Origin of the sequence: Brassicibacter mesophilus (assembly GCF_050433385.1) — a bacterium.
Classification (GTDB): domain Bacteria; phylum Bacillota; class Clostridia; order Tissierellales; family Proteiniboraceae; genus Brassicibacter; species Brassicibacter mesophilus.
In genome coordinates this window covers 75219-98620 of the sequence record NZ_JBNPXI010000006.1, presented here as the reverse complement: position 1 = coordinate 98620, position 23402 = coordinate 75219, and the positions used below count along the sequence as shown (strand labels likewise).

Sequence of the window (23402 nt, the reverse complement as noted above, 5' to 3'; positions counted from 1 at the left end):
ATTAAAATAATATTAGCGTTGAAGGGAAGTAGTAAGCTTTTATATTGTTTTAAGAGAGCCACTGTTTGGTGAGAGGTGGTAACAGTTACAGCCGAACTCGTCCTTGAGCTATTAAGGTGAAAAAGAGTAGCCTTAATCGGTAAACCCGTTAAAGTTTTTGAGTGGACAGTATTCTACTGTCAATTAGAGTGGTACCGCGAACCCTTCGTCTCTATACAGACGAGGGGTTTTTTTATGTTTATAGCATATGAAAAGGAGTGAATTCATTGAGAGAGTATAATCCAAAACAAATTGAAAAGAAATGGCAGGGTATTTGGGATGAAAAGGGATCATTTTATGCATCAGAGGATAAAACAAAACCAAAATTCTATCCATTGATTGAGTTTCCTTATCCATCAGGACAAGGGCTCCACGTTGGGCATCCAAGACCATATACAGCTCTTGACATCGTTGCTAGAAAGAGAAGAATGGAAGGATATAATGTATTATATCCAATGGGTTGGGATGCATTTGGACTACCAACTGAGAACTACGCAATAAAAAATAAAATTCATCCTAGAATAGTAACAGAAAGAAACGTAGCTAAGTTTAAGGCTCAGCTAAAATCATTAGGTATGTCATTTGATTGGTCAAGAGAAATTAATACAACAGACCCTGAATATTACAAATGGACACAATGGATATTCTTAAAGCTATTTGAAAAAGGGTTAGCATACAAAAAAGAAGCATCTATAAACTGGTGTACTGACTGTAAGGTAGGACTAGCAAACGAGGAAGTAGTAAATGGTGTGTGTGAGCGATGTGGTAATGAAGTAGTAAGAAAAACTAAGAACCAATGGATGCTTAAGATAACAGAGTATGCAGAAAGATTAATCAAAGATTTAGATTTAGTTGATTATATTGACAGAGTAAAGATCCAACAGAAAAACTGGATAGGGCGCTCTGAAGGTATGGAGGTTGACTTCAATATAACTGGTGGTAGAAAGATTAGAGTATATACAACTCGTCCTGATACTTTGTTTGGTGTAACATACATGGTTATATCGCCAGAACATCCATTTATTGATGAACTTAAAGATAAAATAAATAATTTCGATAAAATCGAAGAATATAGGGAATTTGCAAATAAAAAGTCAGACTTTGAAAGAACTGAGCTTGCAAAAGAGAAAACTGGGGTACAAATTGGCGGAATTTCTGCTACTAATCCAGTTACTGGAAAAGAAATCCCTATATGGATATCCGATTATGTATTGATGTCTTATGGGACAGGAGCAATTATGGCTGTTCCTGGACATGATACTAGAGACTGGGAGTTTGCGAAGAAATTTGGACTTCCAATAGTTGAGGTTGTTGCAGGAGGAAACGTAGAAGAAGGTGCATTTACTGATATAGAAAATGGTGTATTAGTAAATTCTGATTTTATAAATGGACTAGATGTTAAAGTAGCTAAGCAAAAAATAAGCGATTGGCTTGAAGAAAAAGGAATTGGCGAAAGAAAAACTAACTACAAATTGAGAGATTGGGTGTTCTCACGCCAAAGATATTGGGGAGAGCCTATACCTTTAGTATATTGTGAAAAATGTGGATGGGTACCAGTACCTGAAGAAGATCTTCCAGTACTTTTACCAGAGGTTGAAAGCTATGAGCCCGGTGAGGATGGAGCATCGCCACTTGCTAATATTACTGAATGGGTACACACATCTTGTCCTAAATGTGGAGGAGAAGCACAAAGAGAAACTGATACAATGCCTCAATGGGCAGGTTCATCATGGTATTTCTTAAGATATACTGATCCAAATAATGACGATGAGCTTGCAAGCAAAGAAAACCTTGAGTATTGGCTGCCGATAGATTGGTATAACGGAGGAATGGAGCATACTACGCTTCACTTACTTTATTCAAGATTCTGGCATAAATTTCTTTATGATTATGGAATAGTTCCAACACCAGAACCATATCAAAAAAGAACTTCTCACGGTATGATTTTAGGTGAAAATAACGAAAAAATGTCTAAATCTAGAGGAAATGTAGTTAATCCTGATGAAATTATAGATGAATTCGGTGCAGATACTCTAAGAACATATGAAATGTTTATAGGTGATTTCGAGAAGAGTGTTTCTTGGTCGCAGAATGGTGTTAGAGGTTGTAGAAGATTCTTAGACCGCGTATGGAGACTTCAGGAAATACTAGTAGATGGAGAAGAATTCTCTAAAGAGCTAGAAACTAGTATGCATAAAACTATTAAAAAAGTTAGTGAAGACTTTGAAAGTCTAAAATTTAATACAGCAATAGCAGCATTGATGAGCTTGATAAATGAATTTAATAGTGCTGGTAAAGTAAATAAAGCAGAGTTTAAAACATTTATAAATCTTCTTAATCCTGTTGCACCTCACATGACTGAAGAGCTTTGGACTGAAAATGGTTTTGAAGGAATGCTTAATGAACAAAGCTGGCCAACATGGGACGAAGCTAAAACAGTTGAAGATATGATAGAGATAGCAGTACAGATAAATGGAAAAGTTAAAGGCAAGATTGTAGTACCATCAGATGCTGATCATGAAACAGCTAAAGCGAAGCTTGCTGAAGACAAAAAACTTTACTGCTTAATAGAAGGTAAAAATATTGTCAAAGAAATATATGTTCCAGGCAGAATATATAATATAGTTGTAAAATAGGCATGAACATCCCCTTTTTTAGGGGATGTTTTTTTACTTATTATACTTAAAATTTGAGGCAAATTGCATTTAATGTAATATTAATGTAGAAGGATTAAGTATTTATAATATGAAATTTCAAGTTAATGTAATTAATTGCGATAATTCCCATGATGAAGTAGATAACACAAAAAGAGCTTAACACTTTGTAGCGCTAAGCTCTTCTAAATACTAGTTTATGTCAATTTTTCTGCTGTTTGAAGATTTGACTTCCTTCTTTGGTAAAGAAATAGACAGTATCCCATTTTCAAATTTCGCAGCCACATCTTCTGGTTTAACATTTTCTACATAGAAGCTTCTTGACTGAGATCCATATCTTCTTTCTTTTCTGATGTAATCTTCTTTTTCTTCTACTACTTGTTCATTTTTTTCAACAGATATAGTTAACCTATCATCTCTTAGTTCAATATTTACATCTTCTTTTTTTACACCTGGGAGCTCTGCTTCTAATATATATTCTTTTTCATTTTCTTTGATGTCTACCTTCATCTGATTTGCATTTCCAAGAGTTGAAGGAAAGAAATCATTGTCAAAGAAGCTTTGTACAAAATTATTAAAGTTATCAAAATCTAGCATTTCTAGTGGCCTGTTAATTAAACCTCTATTTCTTTTGTTGTAAGGAGTTAAACCAAACATATACAACACCTCCGATATTATTATTTAATGTTTGACTTTGACTTTCTTTGACCTTACAATTATTTTATATCATCAAATTCAAAATTATTCAATTGCCAAATTAATCAAAATAGAACGATTTACACCTGTTAACAAGAGATAAATCAAAATGTAGATGAAAATCTTAGGTTATCTCTAGCGTATTTATTGTTACTCGATTTTTGTTAACTTATTCATATAATCTATGTCCTTAAACAAATCATCAATATAGGTTTCTCCACAATAGTTTATTAAAAGCTCTAGATTTATGATACCTTTGTATTGAGCTTCAATTAAACTTTTGATTTGATTAGTGTAATCAATATTTGACTTTACTAATGATATATGCGATATTTTTCTTGATAAGTCAGTGCCATGTATATGACTATATACAATATTCTTTAGAAAACTCTTATCAACTTGTGGATTTTCAGGATAGTGGTTTAATGCATCATGACATATATCCCAGCAGATTCCAAGTTTTTCAGTCTTGAAGTTATCTACTATATATAATACGTCTGACTTAGTATCACCGACACTTCTTTCTTCTTTAACTCCTAGAGTTTCAATTCCAAGATTGAGATTTAAGTTTTTTGATTCTATTGTATTAAGCATCCAGTCAATAAAACTAAGTGTAGCATATAAGCTTTCTGGTGCTTCGTTTTGATTGGTGTACTTAGCACCGTGTACTACGATAACTGGCTTATTGTGCAAGAAATGTTGAAAGCTTTCAATTAGTGATAAAAACTTCTCATATGCGGATATAGATTCATTTTTATTATTTGTAAAGTAGCTTGTTTCATAAAGTTTGTTAGCGAAATATGGTATATGATAATTGACTTCAAATGAATTGTCAGAAGCAAGCTTTATGACTTTTTTATATTCATTTGCAGACAGTACATCGACATCAGGACTTATTTCAATGCTTTTAACATTATTTTCAGCAGCTCTATTTATCAATTCTTCAGCAGTTATTTTATTAAAGCACTTTTCATCAACAGTAAATCCAATTTTCATTTAACATCCTCCAAAGTTATTTTTTACAATACATTGTAAATTACATTTATAATACTTCTTATTATTATTTTAACAACAGGGAAGAATAATATAAAGTAAAATATGATTTAAATTAGGCTGTAAGTAGCCAAAAAAATATTTAATCTCAGATAATTCATTTGGGCATATTGAAAGAAAAATAAATACTTGATTATGCTTTTAAAGGATAATTGTATTTGGTAAAATGATAAAGAAGTTAATTTCATTTTTTATTTATATATAATATACAAAATTGACTATAGACATTAAGCTTAGTTTTTGGAAAAAAGTGATATTTACACAATATATGAAATCTGATAAAACTAACTTAGTTGTATAATGTATATAAAACAAAGGAGTGTTTCATTTGATATTAATGATTGACAACTATGATTCCTTTACATTTAATCTAGTTCAGTATTTGCAATGTCTGAAAGAAGAAGTTTTAGTTTATAGAAATGATAGTATTACTATTGAGGAAATCGCTAAACTTGCTCCTGATATGATAGTTCTTTCGCCAGGACCATGTACTCCTAATGAAGCAGGTATTTGTATAGAAGTTGTTGAAAAATTTAAAAGTATAATACCAATATTAGGTATATGTCTTGGTCATCAAACTATCGGACAGGTTTTTGGAGGAAAAGTCATAAAGGCAATAGAGCCTGTTCATGGAAAGGTTTATCCTATTAAGCATACAGATAAAGGTGTATTCAAAGGGCTTAACAACCCGCTTAAAGTAACTAGATATCATTCATTAGTAGTTGAAAAAGAAACACTTCCGGACTGTTTTGAGATAACGGCTGAAACTGATGACGGTCAGATAATGGGATTTAGGCATAAAGAATATATGATAGAAGGAGTTCAATTCCATCCTGAAGCAATACTAACAGAAATGGGAATGGAGCTTTTAGATAATTTTTTAAAAGAAGCAAAAAAAATTAAAAAGCAGGTGGAACAATGCTAATAAAGAAGATCGAAACTAGGTTAAACAGCTTTGAGCTATATACTATATTTAAAGAAAGTCGATATAGTTTTTTTCTAGATAGCGGCATGGATCATCAAAAGCTTGGGCAGTACTCTTTTATAGGATTTGATCCATTTTTAGTATTTAAGAGTAAAAATGACTATATTAGCATTGAAAAAGATGGAGTAACTGAAGGCTATAAAGGTAACCCATTCATCAAGCTAAAGGAAGTTTTTTCAAAATTTTCATTAGACTATAATACTGAGCTACCATTTATCGGTGGCGCAGTAGGATTTCTGTCATATGATTTGTGTCATCATATAGAAAAGCTTCCTAGAACAGCTGTTGATGATGTAGATATACCTGATTGCTTTTTTGGAATATATGATGGCGTGATTATTATAGATCACAGGAAAAATGAAGTTTCAGTTGCTACATTAGGAATAAAAGATAATGAAGAAACTGTATTAGAACAGATAACACATAGAATACAAGCAGCTGAGAAAACAGGTGTAAAGCTAAGACTTAAAGAAAAAAGTTCACCTGTTGAGTTTAAGTCAAATTTCACTAAAGAAAAATATATAGAGTCAATAAATAAGGTAAAAAGCTATATTAGATCAGGCGACATCTATCAAGCTAACCTTACACAAAGATTTGAGTGTGAGCTAGAAGAAACACCATTTGAATTATATACAAAGCTTAGAAGTATAAACCCAGCTCCATTTGCTAGCTTTATAGACTTTGGTGAAGGATGTATAGTAAGCAGTTCACCAGAAAGATTTATTAAATTGAAAAACAATATAATAGAAACACGCCCTATCAAAGGAACTAGACCGAGAGGCAAAACTCCTGAAGAAGACATAGCAAATAGAGAAGAGCTACAGTTAAGTGAAAAGGATAAAGCAGAATTATTGATGATAGTTGATTTAGAAAGAAACGACTTAGGTAAGATTTCTAAAACAGGTACTGTAAAGGTAACAGAATTATTTCATTTAGAAGAATACTCTACAGTATATCATTTAGTGTCAACTGTCATAGGAGAGATTAAGGATGAATATGATGCTGTTGATTGTATTACAGCTACATTTCCAGGAGGTTCAATAACTGGAGCACCGAAGATAAGGTCAATGGAAATAATAGATGAACTAGAACCTACACAGAGAAATATATATACAGGTTCTATAGGGTATATTGGATTTAATGGCGACATGGATTTAAATATTGTTATAAGGACTATTGTATGTAAAGATAATAAGGCATATTTTCAAGTAGGTGGCGGTATAGTCTGGGATTCTGATGCGGAATTGGAATATCAGGAAACACTCCATAAAGCTAGAGCTATGATGGAAGCCATTAAAATGTAAGTAAACTCTTTTTAGGAGTGATAATATTGTATGCTTTTCTAAACGATAGCTTAATGGAAAATAGTAAGGCGAATATACCAGTAAACAGTGAAGGCTTTATGTTTGGATATGGACTTTTTGAAACATTGAATGTTTATAATGAGAAAATTTGCTTTTTTACTGAGCATATGAATAGATTAATTGATGGATGTAAAACTCTTAGAATTAATTCTGATATTGATATAAAAAACGTAGAAAAACATTGCTATAAATTGATAAAAGTAAACAAACTAGAATACGGTGCAATTAAAATATTAATCGCAAAGAATAAGGATAGTTTTAATCTATTAATTTCAACAAGAGAGAATCCGTATAACTCAGAAAAGTATAATGAAGGATTCAAACTATGCTTTTCTGATATTAAAAAAAATCCATATTCAATTTTAGTATATGTTAAGTCAAACAATTATATGGAGAATATATTAGCTAAAAAGATGGCTAATGAAGCAGGATATGATGAAGCAGTTTTTTTAAATACTAATGATAAACTATGCGAGGGATCCATATCAAATTTATTCTTTATAAAAAAAGGAAAAGTATATACCCCCTCAATTGAATGCGGTATTCTACCCGGGATCACTAGAGATAAGGTTATAGAGATTGCAAATAAATTTAAAATAAATATAATAATAGGTGAATTTGATAAAAAAAGCTTGCTAGAAGCAGATGAAGTATTTATTACAAATTCGCTTAAGGGAATAATGCCAGTATCAAGAATTGAAGACAAGTTATTTGACATAATAGATAACAAAATTACAAAATTATTAGCGAAAGAATATATAGGATTTTTAGGTGAAAAAGATGATTAAAAAAATATTTGATAGTGTTATAGATAAGATAATTCAAAATGAAAAACCAACTGCTGTATTATTAGTTGGATCAGCTGCAAATTCTAAAGAAACGGAGCTTGAAAGATTAAGGGATATTGATATTTTTGTTATAATAGAGAAGGATACCTTTTATAGAGAAGTAAAAGATATAGAAGGCATCGAATTCGACATTTCATATTTACCTATAACATTATTGAAAAAAGCTATTGAAGACAGAATATCATCTCTAGTTAATGTTCTGTATAATTCAAAGGTTATATATAAATCAGGAACTATGGTAGATAAGTATCTTAACGATATAAACGATGTATACATTGAAGGACCAGAGTATTTGGAAGAGATTGATATCAGATATGTTAGATTTAGATTATGTCAAATGTATGAAACAATATTAAGTAAAAAGACTGATGAAATAAACTTAGTGTTTTTGATAAATAATTTTATTAAAGAGCTGCTATATAGTTATTTTAAGCTTAATAGATTATGGACTCCGTCAGATAAAAAAATGATACAAGTAATAAGTAAAACAGATAATATACTTTATAGCTTAATAGTTAACTATTATAACAGCCATAATATAAATGATAAGATTAAAGTAATTAGTGATGTATTAGATTATGTTATACAACCTTTTGGAGGAGCTTTAAACCAATGGGAGAAGGCTGAGTACCCATTTGACTTCATTTAAGAAATAAAAAAAACGAGAGGAGTATTAAAATGGATAAACCAAGAATAGAAGCAGCAGTAAGAGAGATACTAGCAGCAATCGGAGAAGATCCTGATAGAGAAGGATTAAGAGATACACCTAGAAGAATAGCAAAAATGTATGAAGAAATATTTGCTGGATTAGAACAAGATCCTAGAAAACATCTTGAAGTATACTTCCAAGAAGAACAGCACGAAGAATTAGTTTTAGTAAAGGATATTCCTTTTTACTCAATGTGTGAGCATCATTTTGCACCATTCTTCGGAAAGGCTCATGTAGGATATTTACCTAAAAACGGCAAATTAACTGGATTAAGTAAGCTTGCTAGAGTTGTTGATACAGTTGCAAAAAGACCGCAGCTACAAGAAAGATTGACAGCAACAATAGCTGATACAATGATGGAAGTTCTTGATCCATATGGAGTTATAGTAGTTATAGAGGCAGAGCATATGTGTATGACAATGAGAGGAATAAAGAAGCCAGGTTCAAAAACAGTTACTTCAGCAGTTAGAGGATTATTTAATAATGATGCAAAGGCTAGAGCGGAGGCAATGTCATTAATCAACTTTGGTAGATAGGCGGGGATAATTATGAGAAACATAGCATATAACCTTCATCGTAAGGTAGATGTAGAGTGTGGACAACATGTGTTAAAGCTAGGAACTAAAACTTATGTTATGGGTATTCTAAATGTTACTCCAGATTCTTTTTCAGACGGAGGTCAATTTATAAATGTAGACAAAGCAATAGAACATGCAAAAGAAATGGTTCAGCTAAGTGCAGATATCCTAGATATAGGAGGAGAATCAACTAGACCAGGTTCAGCAGAAGTTAATGCAGAAGAAGAATTAAGAAGAGTACTTCCTGTTATTGAAAGATTAGTTAAGGAAGTAAATGTTCCTATATCTGTTGACACATACAAGGCTTCAGTTGCAGAAAAAGTACTTGAAGCTGGAGCACATATTATAAATGATGTATGGGGATTACAAAGAGATTTAGATATGGCATCAGTTGTAGCAAAATATAATGCTCCAGTAATCATAATGCATAATCAAAACGGTACAGAATACAGTAAGGATATAATGGAAGCAATATGCGATTTCTTTGTTAAGTCTATTAACATGGCACTAGAAGCAGGAGTAAAGAAAGATAATATTATTCTTGATCCAGGTATAGGCTTCGGAAAAACTCCCGAACAGAATATGATTGTTATGTCTAGATTAGGTGAGCTTAATGACCTAGGATACCCTGTGCTTTTAGGAACATCAAGAAAGTCAATGATTGGTAAGATACTAGATTTACCTGCAAATGAAAGAGTAGAGGGTACAGTAGCTACATCAGTTATGGGAGTAGTTCAAGGAGTAGATATAATAAGAGTTCATGATATTAAAGAAAACCTTAGAGCGGTTAAAGTTACAGATGCCATAGTGAGAGGGTTATAAGTATGGATAAAATAGTTATGAAGAACCTAGCATTTTATGGATATCATGGAGTTATGTCAGAAGAAAATGTACTTGGACAGAAATTCTTTCTAGATATAGAGCTTTATGTTGATTTGAAAAAAGCAGGAAGCACTGATAATGTAGAGAATACTGTTCACTATGGAATAGCTTATGAAATAGTTAAAGATATAGTTGAAGACAAGAGATTTAAGCTGATAGAAGCATTGGCAGAAAATGTGGCAAATAGCTTAATGAATGAATTTGAAATGATTAATGAGGCTATTGTTTTAGTTAAAAAGCCAGAAGCACCAGTAAAGGGCATATATGATTATTTTGGTGTTGAGATAAGGAGAAAAAGAAATGGCTAAAGCATATCTTGGAATCGGTGGAAATATAGGAGATAAAAAAGAAAACATAAAGAAGACTTTAGAACTGCTAGAAAACCATGAATCAATAAACATAACAAATATTTCATCATACTATGAAACAGAGCCTGTAGGATATACTGATCAGGATTGGTTTTTAAATATAGTAGCTGAGATAGAGACATCACTTGACCCTTATGAGCTATTAAAATACTGTAACTATGTAGAAGCAGAGCTTAAAAGGGAGAGAATAATAAGATGGGGTCCTAGAACAATAGATGTAGACATACTATTATACGAAGGCTTCACATCAGATGATGAAAAGCTAACAGTACCTCATCCTAGAATGTGTGAAAGAGCATTTGTTATGATACCATTATTTGAAATAGCAAAGGACATACAAATAAACGGAAAGACCATAAAAGATATAGTAGAAAACTTAAACGGTGAAGCTATAAGAAAGCTTGAAGAGTGATAGAGCCAGGGTAAATACCCTGGTTTTTCTATACAAGATATTAAAATACATCACTAATCTTATATTTCAACTGATTTCTAAATCAATCCATAAAATAGCACCTAAAAAAATTGTTTGAAACTCTACTCCCATGTACATCTCTATTCTAGTAAGAGCAATGTAAAAAATGAAAATTTTAATAAATGAATTTACTTTGCTTATAAAATTTGATAGTCTTTCCTTTTGTCCTAATCTAGTTATAATACTAATAATAATATACCCAATAAAGAACCCAATGAAGTTATAAAAAAGAAAATATAGAATATAGATATGAAAGCTGAATTTATTAGGATTATAGTCAGTTATGTAAGATAAGACAGCAAAAACTATAGGGTATACTATTTTAACAAACAAGTTGTTATTTAATATTTCTAAAACTCTTCTCATACTATCCCCCATTGGTTAATTTGATTATTTTTTATAATCCATAGGAAAGTGCTAGGTTTCCTTAATATAAACTTTTAGTAAATGGGTTTCTAAAAAGGCTAACTTAATATATTAATGCTTCAATAGAAACTTTTTTTATAATATGATATGCTGTAATTATAGCATAATAATTGAAAAAATGCTAAATGTTAACATTGTGACATATCTATAAAAAATTATTTTTTTGGAATTTTTTGATAGTCTTAAGACTCTTATATATAAGAATAAAATGTAAAAATAACTAAATTACTAGTGGGAGGGTATTTTTCATGAAGAAGTACATTGGCTTATTTCTATTATCAGTATCAGTTTTTTTATTGATATCTTGTAATAGTCAGACTAATTTTAATGAATCAGAAAACAATAGTAATTTAATTGAAGCAGTAAAGGAAATAGAAAGACTAGATCATCAATTTTCTAATTATTTTTTGTCATATGATGAGTATATCAGTAGTTTGAAGAGTCTAGACATAAAATTCAATACCAGTATTGATGATGAAGTGCATTACAATAGGAAATACGTTCCAGAACCAATTGACTTAAAAAACTTAGACAAAGAACAGCTATATGAATTGAGAAAAACACAGGAAAATTTATGCGATGTAAAAGTAGAAATAACTAAAGTTTTTGACTACGAAAATAAAAAATATATATTTACTAAATCAACTATATCTCCTGAGGGTAATTCTGTTCCAGGATTTTATATAACTAAGAGATATAGAATTACTAATAACAACGGAGAATATGAGATAGAGTATATTGATATTGGTATGTATGACATAGATACCCCAGAAGAAAATCTGAAATATAACAAATTCAATAACGAATTAGTAGAGTACAGAGAACAATTTAATCTTTGAAAAGAATAATTAATGTTGCAATACTAAAAAAACTATATTTCTAAGAGCTGCACCTTTATTCGCATAAAATCCAAATAGATATAGTGAAATTAACAAATAAAATAATTATTGTAAAAGTGTTTGACTTTTAGCTTTCTATGTTATATATTTATAACATAAAGTGAGAAATATATAACATAGAAAGGAGAGATTAAAATGAAAAAATTTAACTACTTAAGCTTACTTTCTCTGCTTTCACTAATAGGATTATTAGGATGGAAAACAGGAGATATAAGCTTATATGGATTTTTTGGTTTTGCTTACTATATCAGATATTTTTTCGTAATACCTGATGAACTTTTTCAGCTTAATGTACGGAAAGCATCTACTGCTGCTTTTTTATGCCAAATGATTTCTTTAGTTCTATTTATGTTTTCAGGGCATTTTATTTTTTTAGATGCTAGAGCTATACCATTTGCGTTTGGTCTTAGCTTTTCTACTGCAATTTTTGTGTTCTCTATTTATCTTGCGATTTTGGAATATAGAGAAAGTAGGTGCAGTTAGTGGCACTAAAAACTAGAATACGAGAATTTAGAGCAAAATACAATTTAAGTCAAGAAGAATTGGCAAAGATGGTTGGAGTGCGACGAGAAACAATAGGTAATTTAGAAAACGGAAAATATAATCCATCTTTGAAATTAGCTATGGATATATCAAAAGTATTTGAAACAACCATAGAAGAAGTTTTCACTTATGAAGACTAATATTAGAAAATTGAAAATACATTATAACCAAGATAACAAAAAACAAGAATTTCACACCATTGCTTAGGAAAGGAGACTACATGTTGAAAATAAACTTAAAGAGTGTTTTGATAGTTGTAGTAATAATACTATTAAGTGTGCAGAGCAAATCAATACAAACTGAAGGTTTATTTACGATAGCTATTACAGTATGTATTATTTTATATATTGGCTATCTTAATACTAGCATTAGAGAAATGAAAATCAAAATAGAAAAATTAGAAAAGAATATTGAGGAAATTAGACAGTATAACTAAGTAAGTGAAGTAACTGAGAAAAGTCAATGATAAGACCATAGTCATTCAGTAGATTATCTATATTTTAAAATCGTTATGAAGAAAAGAGAGATGAATGGATAAACACTTATTTAATTATCTTTTTTTAAAATTCTCATTAAATTATAAGGAGTGGTAAGTTCATGAAATCAAAAATATTTATAGTAGTATTAGTAATTTCTCTATTAATAACATCAGTGACTTTTGCTGAAAATGACCGTGATAAAGAGATACTCAACAAAATTTTTACAATGGACTATAACGAAATAAGCTCATTATTTGACCAATCTTTTTTAAATCAAATTCCAATAGAAAAAATTATTGAATTGGTTGAATCTTATAAAACAAGTTTAGGTGCGTTAAATAATATAGAAGGAGAAAAGGGTAATTATATCCTTATATTTGAAAAGGGGAAGCCTCCAGTACAAATAAAATTAAATGATAAAAATAAAGTTATTTCAATATTTTTTGGTCCACCGGTTTTAGAAGATGACTCAGTAGAAAAAGTATTGGCAGGAATAAAAGCTCTTGATGGTACGGCTTCTGTTTGCATAATGAAGAATAATGAAGATGTTCTTCTTTCTTATAATGATGACAAGCCAATGGCAGTGGGTTCTACTTTTAAGCTATATGTTTTAAAGGCTCTTTATGAAAAAATAGAGGCTAAAGATGCTTCTTGGGAAGATGTTATAACCTTAAATAAAGAGAACATATCTATTCCTGCTGGAATTCTTCAAGATTGGCCATTTGACACTCCCATAACATTAAGAACACTAACAAGTTTAATGATCTCGATAAGTGATAATACTGCAACTGACCACTTAATAGATTATATGGGAAGAGAAAATATTGAGAAAAATGTATCAGATATTAATAAGCCTTTTTTACAAACAGCTGAAGCATTTAAAATTAAATATCTTCTTGATCAAAAAACCCAGCAAAAATATATTAATGGATGTGAGGCTGATAAAAAAGAAATCTTAAACCTTTTAAAGGACAAGACGTTAACTGTAGATAAAATGTTAGCTTCACCAACTTTAATTAACGATGTAGAATGGTTTTTCACAACTAAGGAGCTTTGCAATATAATATATGATTTAAAAGAAGCTGATGAAATTACCATTAACCCTGGGTTAGCAAATAAAGATGAATGGAACTTAGTTGGTTATAAGGGCGGTTCTGAGCCTGGGGTCCTTCAATATACCCATCTTCTTCAAAAAGAAGAAAAGGGTGATATATACACTATTTCACTTACTGTAAACAATACTGATAATGACGTAGATGCGAGTAAAATTGTAGACTTGACTATTAGATTAATTTCATTAATAAACGATGGAAAGCTTTAGAATATATCTATATTTTAAATTTATTTATCTTTCCTTTAAGATTAGCGGCAAGATTTTCTCATTTTTACAAAGAATTAATAAAATTGTTGACATACTCTATTGAAAGTGAAAGGTATGTTAGTATTACAGATGATGAGGCTTTAGAAGTCTTTCAAATCTTAAGCAAGACAAAGAGGATTATACAAAGTGCTCATGGGATATCCTATTACATAAAATTAGCTTAAATCTTTTTTCTAGAATAGATTATTGTTATCATCTTACCTGGAAGAGGAGATAAAGATGTAAAAAAGGTTTTTTAGATGCAAAAAAGGTCTGAATAGTTCAGACCTTTTTTCTTTGAAAGATTGGTACTCTTATCTTATTTCTTCTCCAACTCCTCTTGCAGTAAAGGTTGTAATGCTCTTAAATATGCATATTTCTATAGATATAATTGTTAGTATTGTTTTTTTTATGCTGTAATACATATCGATTAGGATTAGATAGATGGATGTGGATTACCATAGCTATTTACTTTCCTAATCTACTAAAGTTCATTCCTTATAATTATTTACTATGTCTTCTAGCAATAGACACAGTCCAAATTAGACCACCATATAAAAATATGGCTCCTAAAAACAGCATTATCCATGCTCCAATAGTCATATCAACTATTCCTCCTTGATTAATCTAGTGAGTTTTCTTGGATTTCGACGATGCCAGGAGACTTACGTTTGCCCAGTACAATTGAAATCACTAATACTAGAGCCAACATTAACCAACCACCTAATGCTATAGCCCATAAAGGATAGCCTTCATAAAGATTACCATTTACAGCATCAATTATTTCTTGAACTATATTCCATATAAAAATAATAGCTAAAGCTAATGGAGTTACAAATTTAAGCATTATTTCATACCATTTACCTAGCTTAACCTCGGAAGATAAGTTTACATAGTCACGTAAGTTTTTGACCTTAAATAGCCAGCCTATAGCGATAGCTTCAAACAAGCAAACACCGATTATTGCAAAATTATTAATATATCTATCTACAATATCTAGCCAGTATAATCCACTCTTAGTTGCATAAAGGAAGCTTATAATAAATCCAACTAAGCAAGTAATTCGCATTATTTTTTTCTTGTTCCAGCCGCCTCTTTTATCTAATCCGGCCACAACGCCTTCAATCAATGAAAAGGCTGAGTCTATTCCTAGTGTAAATAACATTATGTAGAAAATTAAAGAGAAAGCTACTACACCAAAAGGTAAAAGATTGATTGCTTCTGGGTAAACCCAGAATGCCAATCCTATTCCACCAGTTCCAGCAACATCAGCTACTGCGGCTCCTTTACTGAATGCCATATGACCGATTGTGCCGAAAACTGCAAAACCTGCTAAGAAACTGATACCATGATTAGAAAAAGCGGTTATAAGTGCATTATTAGTAATATCAGATTTTTTAGGCAAATAACTTGCATAAGCAACCATAACTCCGAAAGCTAAACTTAGACTGAAGAACACTTGACCGTATGCAGCAGCCCAAACCTTTGGATCTAAAAGCTTAGAAAAATCAGGATTTAGATAATAGTTAAGTCCTTCAGACGCCCCCGGTAATGTTACAGATCTTATCACCAAAATGCCTAACATAATTACCGGTAATGGAACAGTCCATTTTACTACTTTGCTAACTGACTTTACACCATTTCTTATGCAATAATAAATAGCTCCCCATGCGATCAATAAGCCGATTACCACAGGTAGACTGAACCACCCTAGTTCACCAGGCCCACTAGAGATCTGCAATACTTTGTTTAGAAAGAAATCTGCTGGATTACTACCCCATGCTGTTGTTATTGAATACCAAAGATAATCAACAACCCATGCCATAATAACGGCATAATAGGTGACTATAACAAAGCTTATAGTAATAGCACACCATCCTAGTGCACTCCAGCCTTTCTTTACTCTTTGAAAAGCATCAGGTGCACCAGTCTGAAACTTATGACCTATGGTAAATTCAGCAATTAATAAAGGAATTCCTGCAGTTAATATTGCTACAAAATAAGGTACTAAAAAAGCTCCTCCTCCGTTTTGTGCTGCCATATACGGAAAACGCCATGCATTACCTAGACCTGCTGCAGATCCAATAGCAGCTAAAATAAAAGCAGTTCTTGAGTTCCATCTTTCTCTTGTTTCCATTAAACCCCCCCTAATAATTTATTTAATATATTATATTACTTCAATATTCAAAATATATTATTATATAGGAAGTTTTTTGAATATTCAGTATTATTTAAATGGCTTTATCATAAAAAAACCATGGTACATTAAGCACCATGGTTTTTTGAGATAGATATATTCTAACAAAAATTATTCAGCATATTTTGAAACCACACTGTAAACAACAGGGATAATAACAAGCGTAAGCAGTGTAGATACAAGCAAGCCACTCATTAGCGATACTGCCATAGGAGTAAACATAGGACTTCCGGATAATACTAAAGGTACTAACCCTATTACAGTAGTAGTAGTGCTTAGAATAATCGGACGGAATCTTTTTTCTACTGCGTCAATGCATGCATCATATACAGAAAAGCCTCCAAGTCTTGCATCATTGATATATTCAATCAGTAGTATAGCGTTATTTACAACTATACCAACTAAGCTTACTATTCCTAGAAATGCCATGAATGATAATGGCTGTCTTGAAATGAATAGACCTAGTATTGAACCAATGAGTGATAAGGGAATTGTTATTAATATTATTAAAGGCTTTGCAAATGATTTAAACTGTAGCAGTAGAATAATGTATATACCTAAAACTGCAAATATAGCAGAAAAACCAACGTTACTAAATTTCTCAACAATCTGCTCTCTTTCGCCATCAAAAGTTATTTTAATATCTTCCTTATTTATATGTTTTATTACATCTTTTTCTATTATATTCTCTATATCAACTGAACTGTAGCCTTTTTTAACATCACTAAATACTGTGACAGTTATATCCTTATTATAGCGAGTGATATTATCTATTTGAGTGCCAAGCTTGATAGTAGCAAACTGTTTTAATAATACTTTATCTCCAGTTATTGAAGACTTTATAGCTAAGTTTTCTAGCTGACTCTTACTTTCAATATTACTACTTACTGTTACAGAGTATTCGTTTCCAGCTTTTCTAAATACAGTTGCTTCTGCACCCATTAAAGCTATATTTACTTGCCTTTGTACATCGAGCTTAGTTGTTCCAAAGTACATTGCAATATCAGGATTGATATCAACTATATATTCATAGCTTTTGTTAGGAGCATCATCTCGAATATTCATGGTGCCAGGGATTTTTCTAATTTCAGCCTGTAATTCTTCAGATGCTTTTATTACTTCTTCCAAGCTTTCTCCCGATACTCGTATTCTTACAGGTGCTCCTATAGGCTCTGCATATTCTAATAGCTTAACAGCAGCAGTTCCCCCTACAATATTTTGGTCAAGCTGCTCTTGTAGATAGTTTGCAAAGGCTTCATTCGATCTAAATCTATTTCCTTTTTTCAAGTCTATTTTCATCATTATCTGTGCATAATCTGGGGATGGTATGGATGGTATTATGGTCAGATAGAATTTAGGAAGACCATCTCCGATAGCTGTTGTATAATCAATAATCTCGCTTTGATTTAGCAATACCTTTTCTACTTGTGTAGTTAGCTTTTCTGTTTCTTCTAGATCACTTGAAATCTCAGCATTCATATCTATATATAACACATTTTTATCTATGTACGGAAAAAACTGAAGCCCTAACTGATAAATTAATAATATTGTACCTAATAATGCTGCAAAGGATATAAAGAGGGTAGAGCGCTTGTTGTTTAATCCTTTTATTAGCAGCTTATTAAATATATTGTATAGTCTGTTCAGACCTAGTTTTCTTTTTTCACTTGGTTTAAAAAATATATATGCCAAAGTTGGCGTAACAATCATAGCCACAATAAAAGAGGCACTTAATGCTATTATTACAACCATTGGAAGACTGTATATAAACTCTCCAACCATTCCAGGAAGAAGTAATAGAGGGACAAAGGCTACAACTGTAGTAAGTGTAGAGGTAAATATAGGTAATGCAGATTTTTTTGTGCCTTCTAATACAGCTGTTAATTTATCTTCACCATTATCTATTAGATACTGAATCCCATCACTGACTACAATTGCATTATCAACAAGAATTCCTAGTGCAATTATGAGTGCAGCTGTCGATATCTGATGTACCTTTATATGCATCAAATTCATTACGACAAATGTAATGATAATAGATAGTGGAATAGCAGTAGACACGACTAGTGCATTTTTAATACCAATCCCAATAAAAACGACAATCAGAACAAAAATCATTCCTTCTATCAGGTTTAACATGAAATTTGATACTGCATTGCTTACATCTTCTGGCTGAAAAAGTACTTCATCAAAAACTATTCCATCAGGTACTTTGTCTTTTAGTTCATCTATTGTTTTCCTTACCTCTTTACCTATAATAACTATGTTCTTATCTTGGTCGAAGTAACCAGTTAATAACACTGCATTTTCACCGTTCTTTTTGAATTTATGGGTGCCTTCTTCAAGTTCAAGCGAAACGTCTGCAATATCTTTTATCCTAACAGCACCTCCGTTTTCGTCTGAAATGCTAATGATTGTATCCTTAATTTCGTTGATTGATGTATACATGCCAGGTATCTTTACACTGATTTTAGAGTTTTTGTTGTCTATGCTCCCAGAAGGGATTTCTACGTTCTGGATTTTTAGAAGATTAAGTACATCCTCCATAGATATATCAAGCATATTTATTTTTTCTATATCTATTACTACATTAACTTGTTTATCTAGTTTTCCATCCACTTCAAAACGAGATACTCCATCAATTCTTGTAAGCTCGTTTTTGAAGGTTTCTGCATATGAAGCTAGTTGCTCATAACTGTATTTTTCTCCTGACAGACTGACTATGATCCCAGCAGTATCATCCATTTGAGTATTTACATTTATTTGTGTTACTTCATCAGGTAGTTCAGGCTTTACTTCATCCATCTTGTATATCAACTCACTCCATGCTTTATCCACGTCGGCATCACTGGTTAAATATACAACTATAATCGATAGACTGTTTTTTGAGTGTGATACAACACGATCAAAGCCTTCAATCTGTTCAACTTTATCTTCAAGCTTTGATGTGACAAGCTTTTGAACATTTTCAGGAGAAGCACCTGGATATACAGCAGAAATCATTGCAACTGAAGTAGATACATCTGGGTTATCCTGTTTTGGAACTACATAATAGCTATATAATCCAGCTATAGTAAGCATAAAAGCTAAGAATAGAGTGATTTTTCTATTATCTACAGCGATGCGAATCATACATTTACCCTCCAATCTGCTGTTGAACTACAACCTTGTATCCTTCCTTAACATTTTTTATTCCTTTAGTAATCAATAAATCACCACTTTTTAAACCATCAACTAGAACTTTATCTTGATATATATTTTTAATAATAATATTCTTTCTTACCACTCTATTATCTTCTACTACATACACATAGTCTTGGCCATCATTTGAGATATATGATATAGGGACCCAAACACCATTTTTACTTCCCATTATGAAAGAAACGTTTGCTATTGAGCCTAAAGGCAGGTTTAAGCTTTTATAACTATCATCAATAGCTATTTCAACATTATAGGTTCTGCTTTTATTATCTATAACGTTATTAATTAGTGATACTAGGCCTTTAATTTTAGTATCATCTATAGTTATATTAACTTCAGTTCCAATATCTATTTTTTTTATGTCTTGTTGCGATAATCCTACATTAATGATTTGCCCATCAGTTCTTATAACAACTACAGGATGTCCTGCAGGGGCCATTTCTCCAATCTCATATAATACATTAACTACGTATCCATTCACATCGGCTTTTAATTGAGTATCCTCAACTAATTTTTCTTGAGCTTCATAGCTTGCTTTTGCCTGTTGATACTGAGCATATGCTGCCTGCTTATCCTCAGCTCTGCTACCATTAGTAGCTTGAGATAAGATTTCCTCAGTAAGTTTTAAGTTAGTTTCACTGTTATCTAATTGAAGTTTTGATTCATCTAGCTTCTGTTTAGATATACTTCCAGAATCATATAGCTTCTGAACTTTTTCATATGTAGATAAAGAGAAATCGTAGGCATCTTTTGCTTTTTTTACATTTAACTTAGCCTGATCTATTTCTTCATCAGAGGCACCTTTGACTGCTTTGTCATATAATGCTTTTGCTGCATTCATTTGAGACTCTGAGGCTTTTGCTGCTAGTTTCAGTTCAGTACTATCTAATTCGGCTAACATATCGCCTTTATTTACTAGCTGTCCATTTGCTACAGGAATTTTAGCTATTTTTCCACTGCTTTTAAAGCTATATTTCTTTATTTGCTTTGATTGAAGTGTACCAATGTATTCTAATAAGATAGGAAAGGTTTCTGAATTTAGTTTTTCTACCGCTACTGGCTTAATATTTTCTAACTCAGCTGATTTATTACTTGTGTCAGAGCATCCATTGGAACAAAGGAGTGTTAGTATAATGGTTAGATAAAATAATTTTCTCACAATATCTCCTCCACGTATTAAATATTCTATTTATAACTATAGTATAGCCACAGAAAAATATGTAAAATAGTTTTATCAAATATGTGTCTGTATATTAATAATATATAATATAGTTTGTAAAACTACAATAATAAGAAATATGGTGTCATTGAGTTAAATATTACAATAATATTACAAATTATATTTAAGGTTGAATATTTTAGCATTTATCAATATAATATTAAAGGTAAGAAATAATTAAAAGGAGGTCGTGTCATGAAAATGTTTGCAATCAGGGCAAATAAGAAAATTAGATTACAAAAACTACAAAAAAATACACACGACCTGTGTCTATATATTTACGCATAATTTATATGTATTAAATATATTTTGATGATTACAATAAAGCCATGGGTTAGTGTCTATCCATTGGCTTTTTATTTTCTTAACATAAATTAGCACTACTTAACACTACTTTTGTCACTAAAATTATTGTTAATAAAAGCCATAGGATATTCCTGTGGTTTTTTGTTTTTATACAAATTATCAAACAAAAAGGAGGAGTTTTTATGACAATTTTAAAAACTGTAAGGATTAATACATGGAAGGATAGACTTAGTCCAAGTGATTTACTAGATAAGCTTTGACTGGAAATCAAAATATATGGTGAAGGGAAGGGGTATTAAATGAAAACTTTTAAATATCTTATGAAATTTATGAAGGGAAATAAACTTTTATATATAGGAGCAATTTTAAGTGTGGGAATGGCGACCTTATTTACTACAGCTGGGCCATTAGTAATAAGGATGACCATTGACTCTATAATAGGAAATGAACCACTTACTGCTCCAAGATGGGTATTATCAGGTATTGAATCGATTGGAGGAAAAACAGTATTAGCTCAAAATTTATGGGCATGTAGTATAGTGATACTGCTTCTAACTATAGGAAGAGGACTTTTTCTATATTTCAAAGGTAAATGGTCTGCTGTTGCATCTGAGTCAATAGCTAAAAATATGAAGGAGGCTCTTTATGATCACATACAGCATTTATCCTATGACTATCATGTAAAAGCTGAAACAGGGGATTTAATTCAAAGATGTACATCTGATGTAGAAACAATAAGAAGATTTTTGGCTGTTCAGTTTGTTGAAATAGGTCAGGCAATATTTATGCTTATATTTATGTTGATAATAATGCTATCATTAAGCATTAGAATGACTATCATATCAATGCTGGTTATTCCAATCATATTTATATTTGCAATTCTATTTTTTATGAAAATAAGAAATGCTTTTCAAGAAGCAGATGAATCAGAAGCAAGGTTGTCAACAGTCCTTCAAGAGAACCTAACTGGAGTTAGAGTAGTGAGAGCTTTTGCACGTCAAAACTATGAAATTGAAAAGTTTGATGAAAAGAACTCTGAATACAGAGATTTGATATATCGTGTAATAAGATTATTAGCTGGGTACTGGTCCTTATCGGATTTCTTATGCTTTATGCAAATAGGAACAGTGTTGGTTGTTGGTTCTTATTGGGCATCAAAGAATATTATTTCGCTCGGAACATTAGTAGTATTTACGACTTATGAAAGCATGCTGTTGTGGCCAGTGCGTCAGATGGGAAGAATATTAGCAGATATGGGTAAAATGATGGTTTCGCTTAAACGTGTAAATGAGATATTAGATGAACCACTTGAAACTGAAGAAAATGGCGAGTTGAAGCCTGAAATAAAAGGTGACATCAGATTTCAAAATGTTTACTTTGAGTATGAAGAAGGTCATCCAATATTAAATAACGTATCGTTTGAAGTGAAGCAGGGTGAGACTATAGCTATACTAGGACCAACTGGTTCGGGAAAGACGTCACTTGTCCACCTAATGGGTAGATTATATGATTATCAAAAGGGATCAATAAAAATAGACGGTATAGAGTTGAAAAATATAGATAAAAAATGGATTCGTAAAAATATAGGAGTGATATTGCAGGAGCCATTTTTATACTCTAAAACTATTAAAGACAATATTCGAATAGCGAACAAAGATGCTTTAGAGTCACAGGTTTTTGAAGCTTCTAGAACTGCCTTTATACACGATGTGATTCAGGACTTCGAAGATGGCTACGATACCCTGGTTGGTGAAAGAGGTGTTACACTTTCTGGAGGGCAAAAACAGAGAGTAGCAATAGCTAGAATGCTGATATCAGATTATCCTATATTGGTTTTTGATGACTCATTAAGTGCAGTTGATACAGAAACTGACGCAGCTATTCGTAAGGCATTAAAAGAAAAAAATGAGGAAACAACAACATTTATAATATCTCATAGAGTTTCAACTTTATCTGAAGCTGATAAGATAATCGTTATAGAAGATGGAAAGTTAGTCCAAACAGGAACACACGAAGAATTAATTAGTCAGAAAGGGCTATATAATCGTATATGGTCTATACAGAATTCTCTTGAAGCAGAGTTAGAAAGAGATATTAAAACTGTATAATGATAAGTGCAGTAGA

General features: G+C 31.4%; 22 protein-coding genes and 1 other annotated feature. Of the genes, 15 read left to right on the top strand and 7 right to left on the bottom strand.

The window, feature by feature from the left end; translation table 11 throughout:
- Positions 1-9: 9 nt before the first annotated feature.
- Positions 10-216, top strand: a binding site (T-box leader).
- Positions 217-266: 50 nt separating this feature from the next.
- Positions 267-2675, top strand: a complete 2409-nt coding sequence (gene leuS, locus HNR33_RS08925; RefSeq protein ID WP_429082502.1) for a leucine--tRNA ligase — start codon at positions 267-269, stop codon at positions 2673-2675.
- A 210-nt stretch (positions 2676-2885) separates the two neighbouring features.
- Here leuS and HNR33_RS08920 read toward each other — a convergent pair whose 3' ends face one another.
- Entirely contained in the window at positions 2886-3350 is a 465-nt protein-coding gene (locus tag HNR33_RS08920; RefSeq protein ID WP_429082499.1) for an Hsp20/alpha crystallin family protein, read from the bottom strand.
- A 189-nt stretch (positions 3351-3539) separates the two neighbouring features.
- The gene (locus HNR33_RS08915; protein WP_429082497.1) at positions 3540-4385 is read right to left on the bottom strand and encodes a TIM barrel protein; all 846 of its coding nucleotides are present in this window, start codon (positions 4383-4385) and stop codon (positions 3540-3542) included.
- A gap of 394 nt (positions 4386-4779) precedes the next feature.
- Between HNR33_RS08915 and HNR33_RS08910 the strand changes: the two genes are divergently transcribed.
- From HNR33_RS08910 to folK, 8 genes are read left to right on the top strand one after another with little or no spacing between them, the layout of a single operon-like run.
- Positions 4780-5367 (top strand): anthranilate synthase component II, encoded by a 588-nt coding sequence (locus HNR33_RS08910; protein WP_429082689.1) that lies wholly within the window; start codon positions 4780-4782, stop codon positions 5365-5367.
- Complete coding sequence (pabB, locus tag HNR33_RS08905; protein WP_429082494.1) at positions 5361-6731, top strand: aminodeoxychorismate synthase component I; 1371 nt, start codon at positions 5361-5363, stop codon at positions 6729-6731. The genes HNR33_RS08910 and pabB overlap by 7 nt, the downstream gene beginning before the upstream one ends.
- A 26-nt stretch (positions 6732-6757) precedes the next feature.
- The gene (locus tag HNR33_RS08900) at positions 6758-7579 is read left to right on the top strand and encodes an aminotransferase class IV (protein WP_429082493.1); all 822 of its coding nucleotides are present in this window, start codon (positions 6758-6760) and stop codon (positions 7577-7579) included.
- A complete protein-coding gene (locus HNR33_RS08895; protein ID WP_429082490.1) occupies positions 7572-8288 on the top strand; it encodes a hypothetical protein in 717 nt (238 codons plus the stop codon). Before HNR33_RS08900 ends, HNR33_RS08895 begins: the two co-directional genes overlap by 8 nt.
- Positions 8289-8317: 29 nt before the next feature.
- Positions 8318-8884, top strand: a complete 567-nt coding sequence (gene folE, locus HNR33_RS08890; protein ID WP_429082487.1) for a GTP cyclohydrolase I FolE — start codon at positions 8318-8320, stop codon at positions 8882-8884.
- A 12-nt stretch (positions 8885-8896) separates the two neighbouring features.
- Positions 8897-9748 (top strand): dihydropteroate synthase, encoded by an 852-nt coding sequence (gene folP, locus HNR33_RS08885; protein WP_429082486.1) that lies wholly within the window; start codon positions 8897-8899, stop codon positions 9746-9748.
- Positions 9749-9750: 2 nt separating this feature from the next.
- Positions 9751-10116 carry a dihydroneopterin aldolase gene (gene folB, locus HNR33_RS08880; RefSeq protein ID WP_429082485.1) on the top strand — a complete coding sequence of 122 codons (366 nt, stop codon included), beginning with the start codon at positions 9751-9753 and terminating at the stop codon, positions 10114-10116.
- The gene (gene folK, locus HNR33_RS08875; protein ID WP_429082482.1) at positions 10109-10588 is read left to right on the top strand and encodes a 2-amino-4-hydroxy-6-hydroxymethyldihydropteridine diphosphokinase; all 480 of its coding nucleotides are present in this window, start codon (positions 10109-10111) and stop codon (positions 10586-10588) included. The genes folB and folK overlap by 8 nt, the downstream gene beginning before the upstream one ends.
- A gap of 66 nt (positions 10589-10654) precedes the next feature.
- On the opposite strand, the gene HNR33_RS08870 is transcribed toward folK, so the two are convergent.
- The gene (locus tag HNR33_RS08870) at positions 10655-11014 is read right to left on the bottom strand and encodes a hypothetical protein (protein WP_429082480.1); all 360 of its coding nucleotides are present in this window, start codon (positions 11012-11014) and stop codon (positions 10655-10657) included.
- 308 nt (positions 11015-11322) lie between these two features.
- Here HNR33_RS08870 and HNR33_RS08865 point away from each other — a divergent pair, with 308 nt between their 5' ends.
- From HNR33_RS08865 to HNR33_RS08845, 5 genes are all read left to right on the top strand, one after another.
- The gene (locus tag HNR33_RS08865) at positions 11323-11913 is read left to right on the top strand and encodes a hypothetical protein (RefSeq protein ID WP_429082478.1); all 591 of its coding nucleotides are present in this window, start codon (positions 11323-11325) and stop codon (positions 11911-11913) included.
- A gap of 195 nt (positions 11914-12108) precedes the next feature.
- Positions 12109-12456, top strand: coding sequence for a DUF3796 domain-containing protein (locus tag HNR33_RS08860; RefSeq protein ID WP_429082475.1), 348 nt, complete (start codon positions 12109-12111; stop codon positions 12454-12456).
- Positions 12456-12656 carry a helix-turn-helix transcriptional regulator gene (locus HNR33_RS08855; RefSeq protein ID WP_429082474.1) on the top strand — a complete coding sequence of 67 codons (201 nt, stop codon included), beginning with the start codon at positions 12456-12458 and terminating at the stop codon, positions 12654-12656. The genes HNR33_RS08860 and HNR33_RS08855 overlap by 1 nt, the downstream gene beginning before the upstream one ends.
- Before the next feature lie 83 nt (positions 12657-12739).
- Complete coding sequence (locus HNR33_RS08850; RefSeq protein WP_429082471.1) at positions 12740-12952, top strand: hypothetical protein; 213 nt, start codon at positions 12740-12742, stop codon at positions 12950-12952.
- Positions 12953-13113: 161 nt separating this feature from the next.
- Positions 13114-14316 carry a serine hydrolase gene (locus tag HNR33_RS08845; RefSeq protein WP_429082469.1) on the top strand — a complete coding sequence of 401 codons (1203 nt, stop codon included), beginning with the start codon at positions 13114-13116 and terminating at the stop codon, positions 14314-14316.
- Positions 14317-14859: 543 nt separating this feature from the next.
- On the opposite strand, the gene HNR33_RS08840 is transcribed toward HNR33_RS08845, so the two are convergent.
- From HNR33_RS08840 to HNR33_RS08825, 4 genes are all read right to left on the bottom strand, one after another.
- Complete coding sequence (locus tag HNR33_RS08840) at positions 14860-14958, bottom strand: MetS family NSS transporter small subunit (protein ID WP_429082466.1); 99 nt, start codon at positions 14956-14958, stop codon at positions 14860-14862.
- Between the two features lie 19 nt (positions 14959-14977).
- Positions 14978-16492 (bottom strand): sodium-dependent transporter, encoded by a 1515-nt coding sequence (locus tag HNR33_RS08835; protein ID WP_429082464.1) that lies wholly within the window; start codon positions 16490-16492, stop codon positions 14978-14980.
- Positions 16493-16663: 171 nt separating this feature from the next.
- A complete protein-coding gene (locus HNR33_RS08830; protein WP_429082461.1) occupies positions 16664-19684 on the bottom strand; it encodes an efflux RND transporter permease subunit in 3021 nt (1006 codons plus the stop codon).
- Positions 19685-19688: 4 nt separating this feature from the next.
- Positions 19689-20912 (bottom strand): efflux RND transporter periplasmic adaptor subunit, encoded by a 1224-nt coding sequence (locus HNR33_RS08825; RefSeq protein WP_429082459.1) that lies wholly within the window; start codon positions 20910-20912, stop codon positions 19689-19691.
- A gap of 665 nt (positions 20913-21577) precedes the next feature.
- On the opposite strand from HNR33_RS08825, the gene HNR33_RS08820 reads away from it, so the two are divergent.
- Entirely contained in the window at positions 21578-23386 is a 1809-nt protein-coding gene (locus tag HNR33_RS08820) for an ABC transporter ATP-binding protein (RefSeq protein ID WP_429082456.1), read from the top strand.
- Positions 23387-23402 lie beyond the last annotated feature (16 nt).

Coding starts and splice junctions, on each gene's coding strand:
- HNR33_RS08835 (WP_429082464.1), bottom strand. CDS start 16,492: ATGGAAACAAGAGAAAGATGGAACTCAAGAACTGCTTTTATTTTAGCT.
- pabB (WP_429082494.1), top strand. CDS start 5,361: ATGCTAATAAAGAAGATCGAAACTAGGTTAAACAGCTTTGAGCTATAT.
- folP (WP_429082486.1), top strand. CDS start 8,897: ATGAGAAACATAGCATATAACCTTCATCGTAAGGTAGATGTAGAGTGT.
- folB (WP_429082485.1), top strand. CDS start 9,751: ATGGATAAAATAGTTATGAAGAACCTAGCATTTTATGGATATCATGGA.
- folK (WP_429082482.1), top strand. CDS start 10,109: ATGGCTAAAGCATATCTTGGAATCGGTGGAAATATAGGAGATAAAAAA.
- HNR33_RS08910 (WP_429082689.1), top strand. CDS start 4,780: ATGATTGACAACTATGATTCCTTTACATTTAATCTAGTTCAGTATTTG.
- HNR33_RS08845 (WP_429082469.1), top strand. CDS start 13,114: ATGAAATCAAAAATATTTATAGTAGTATTAGTAATTTCTCTATTAATA.
- HNR33_RS08840 (WP_429082466.1), bottom strand. CDS start 14,958: ATGACTATTGGAGCATGGATAATGCTGTTTTTAGGAGCCATATTTTTA.
- HNR33_RS08820 (WP_429082456.1), top strand. CDS start 21,578: ATGAAAACTTTTAAATATCTTATGAAATTTATGAAGGGAAATAAACTT.
- HNR33_RS08870 (WP_429082480.1), bottom strand. CDS start 11,014: ATGAGAAGAGTTTTAGAAATATTAAATAACAACTTGTTTGTTAAAATA.
- HNR33_RS08860 (WP_429082475.1), top strand. CDS start 12,109: ATGAAAAAATTTAACTACTTAAGCTTACTTTCTCTGCTTTCACTAATA.
- HNR33_RS08920 (WP_429082499.1), bottom strand. CDS start 3,350: ATGTTTGGTTTAACTCCTTACAACAAAAGAAATAGAGGTTTAATTAAC.
- folE (WP_429082487.1), top strand. CDS start 8,318: ATGGATAAACCAAGAATAGAAGCAGCAGTAAGAGAGATACTAGCAGCA.
- HNR33_RS08895 (WP_429082490.1), top strand. CDS start 7,572: ATGATTAAAAAAATATTTGATAGTGTTATAGATAAGATAATTCAAAAT.
- HNR33_RS08865 (WP_429082478.1), top strand. CDS start 11,323: ATGAAGAAGTACATTGGCTTATTTCTATTATCAGTATCAGTTTTTTTA.
- HNR33_RS08915 (WP_429082497.1), bottom strand. CDS start 4,385: ATGAAAATTGGATTTACTGTTGATGAAAAGTGCTTTAATAAAATAACT.
- HNR33_RS08830 (WP_429082461.1), bottom strand. CDS start 19,684: ATGATTCGCATCGCTGTAGATAATAGAAAAATCACTCTATTCTTAGCT.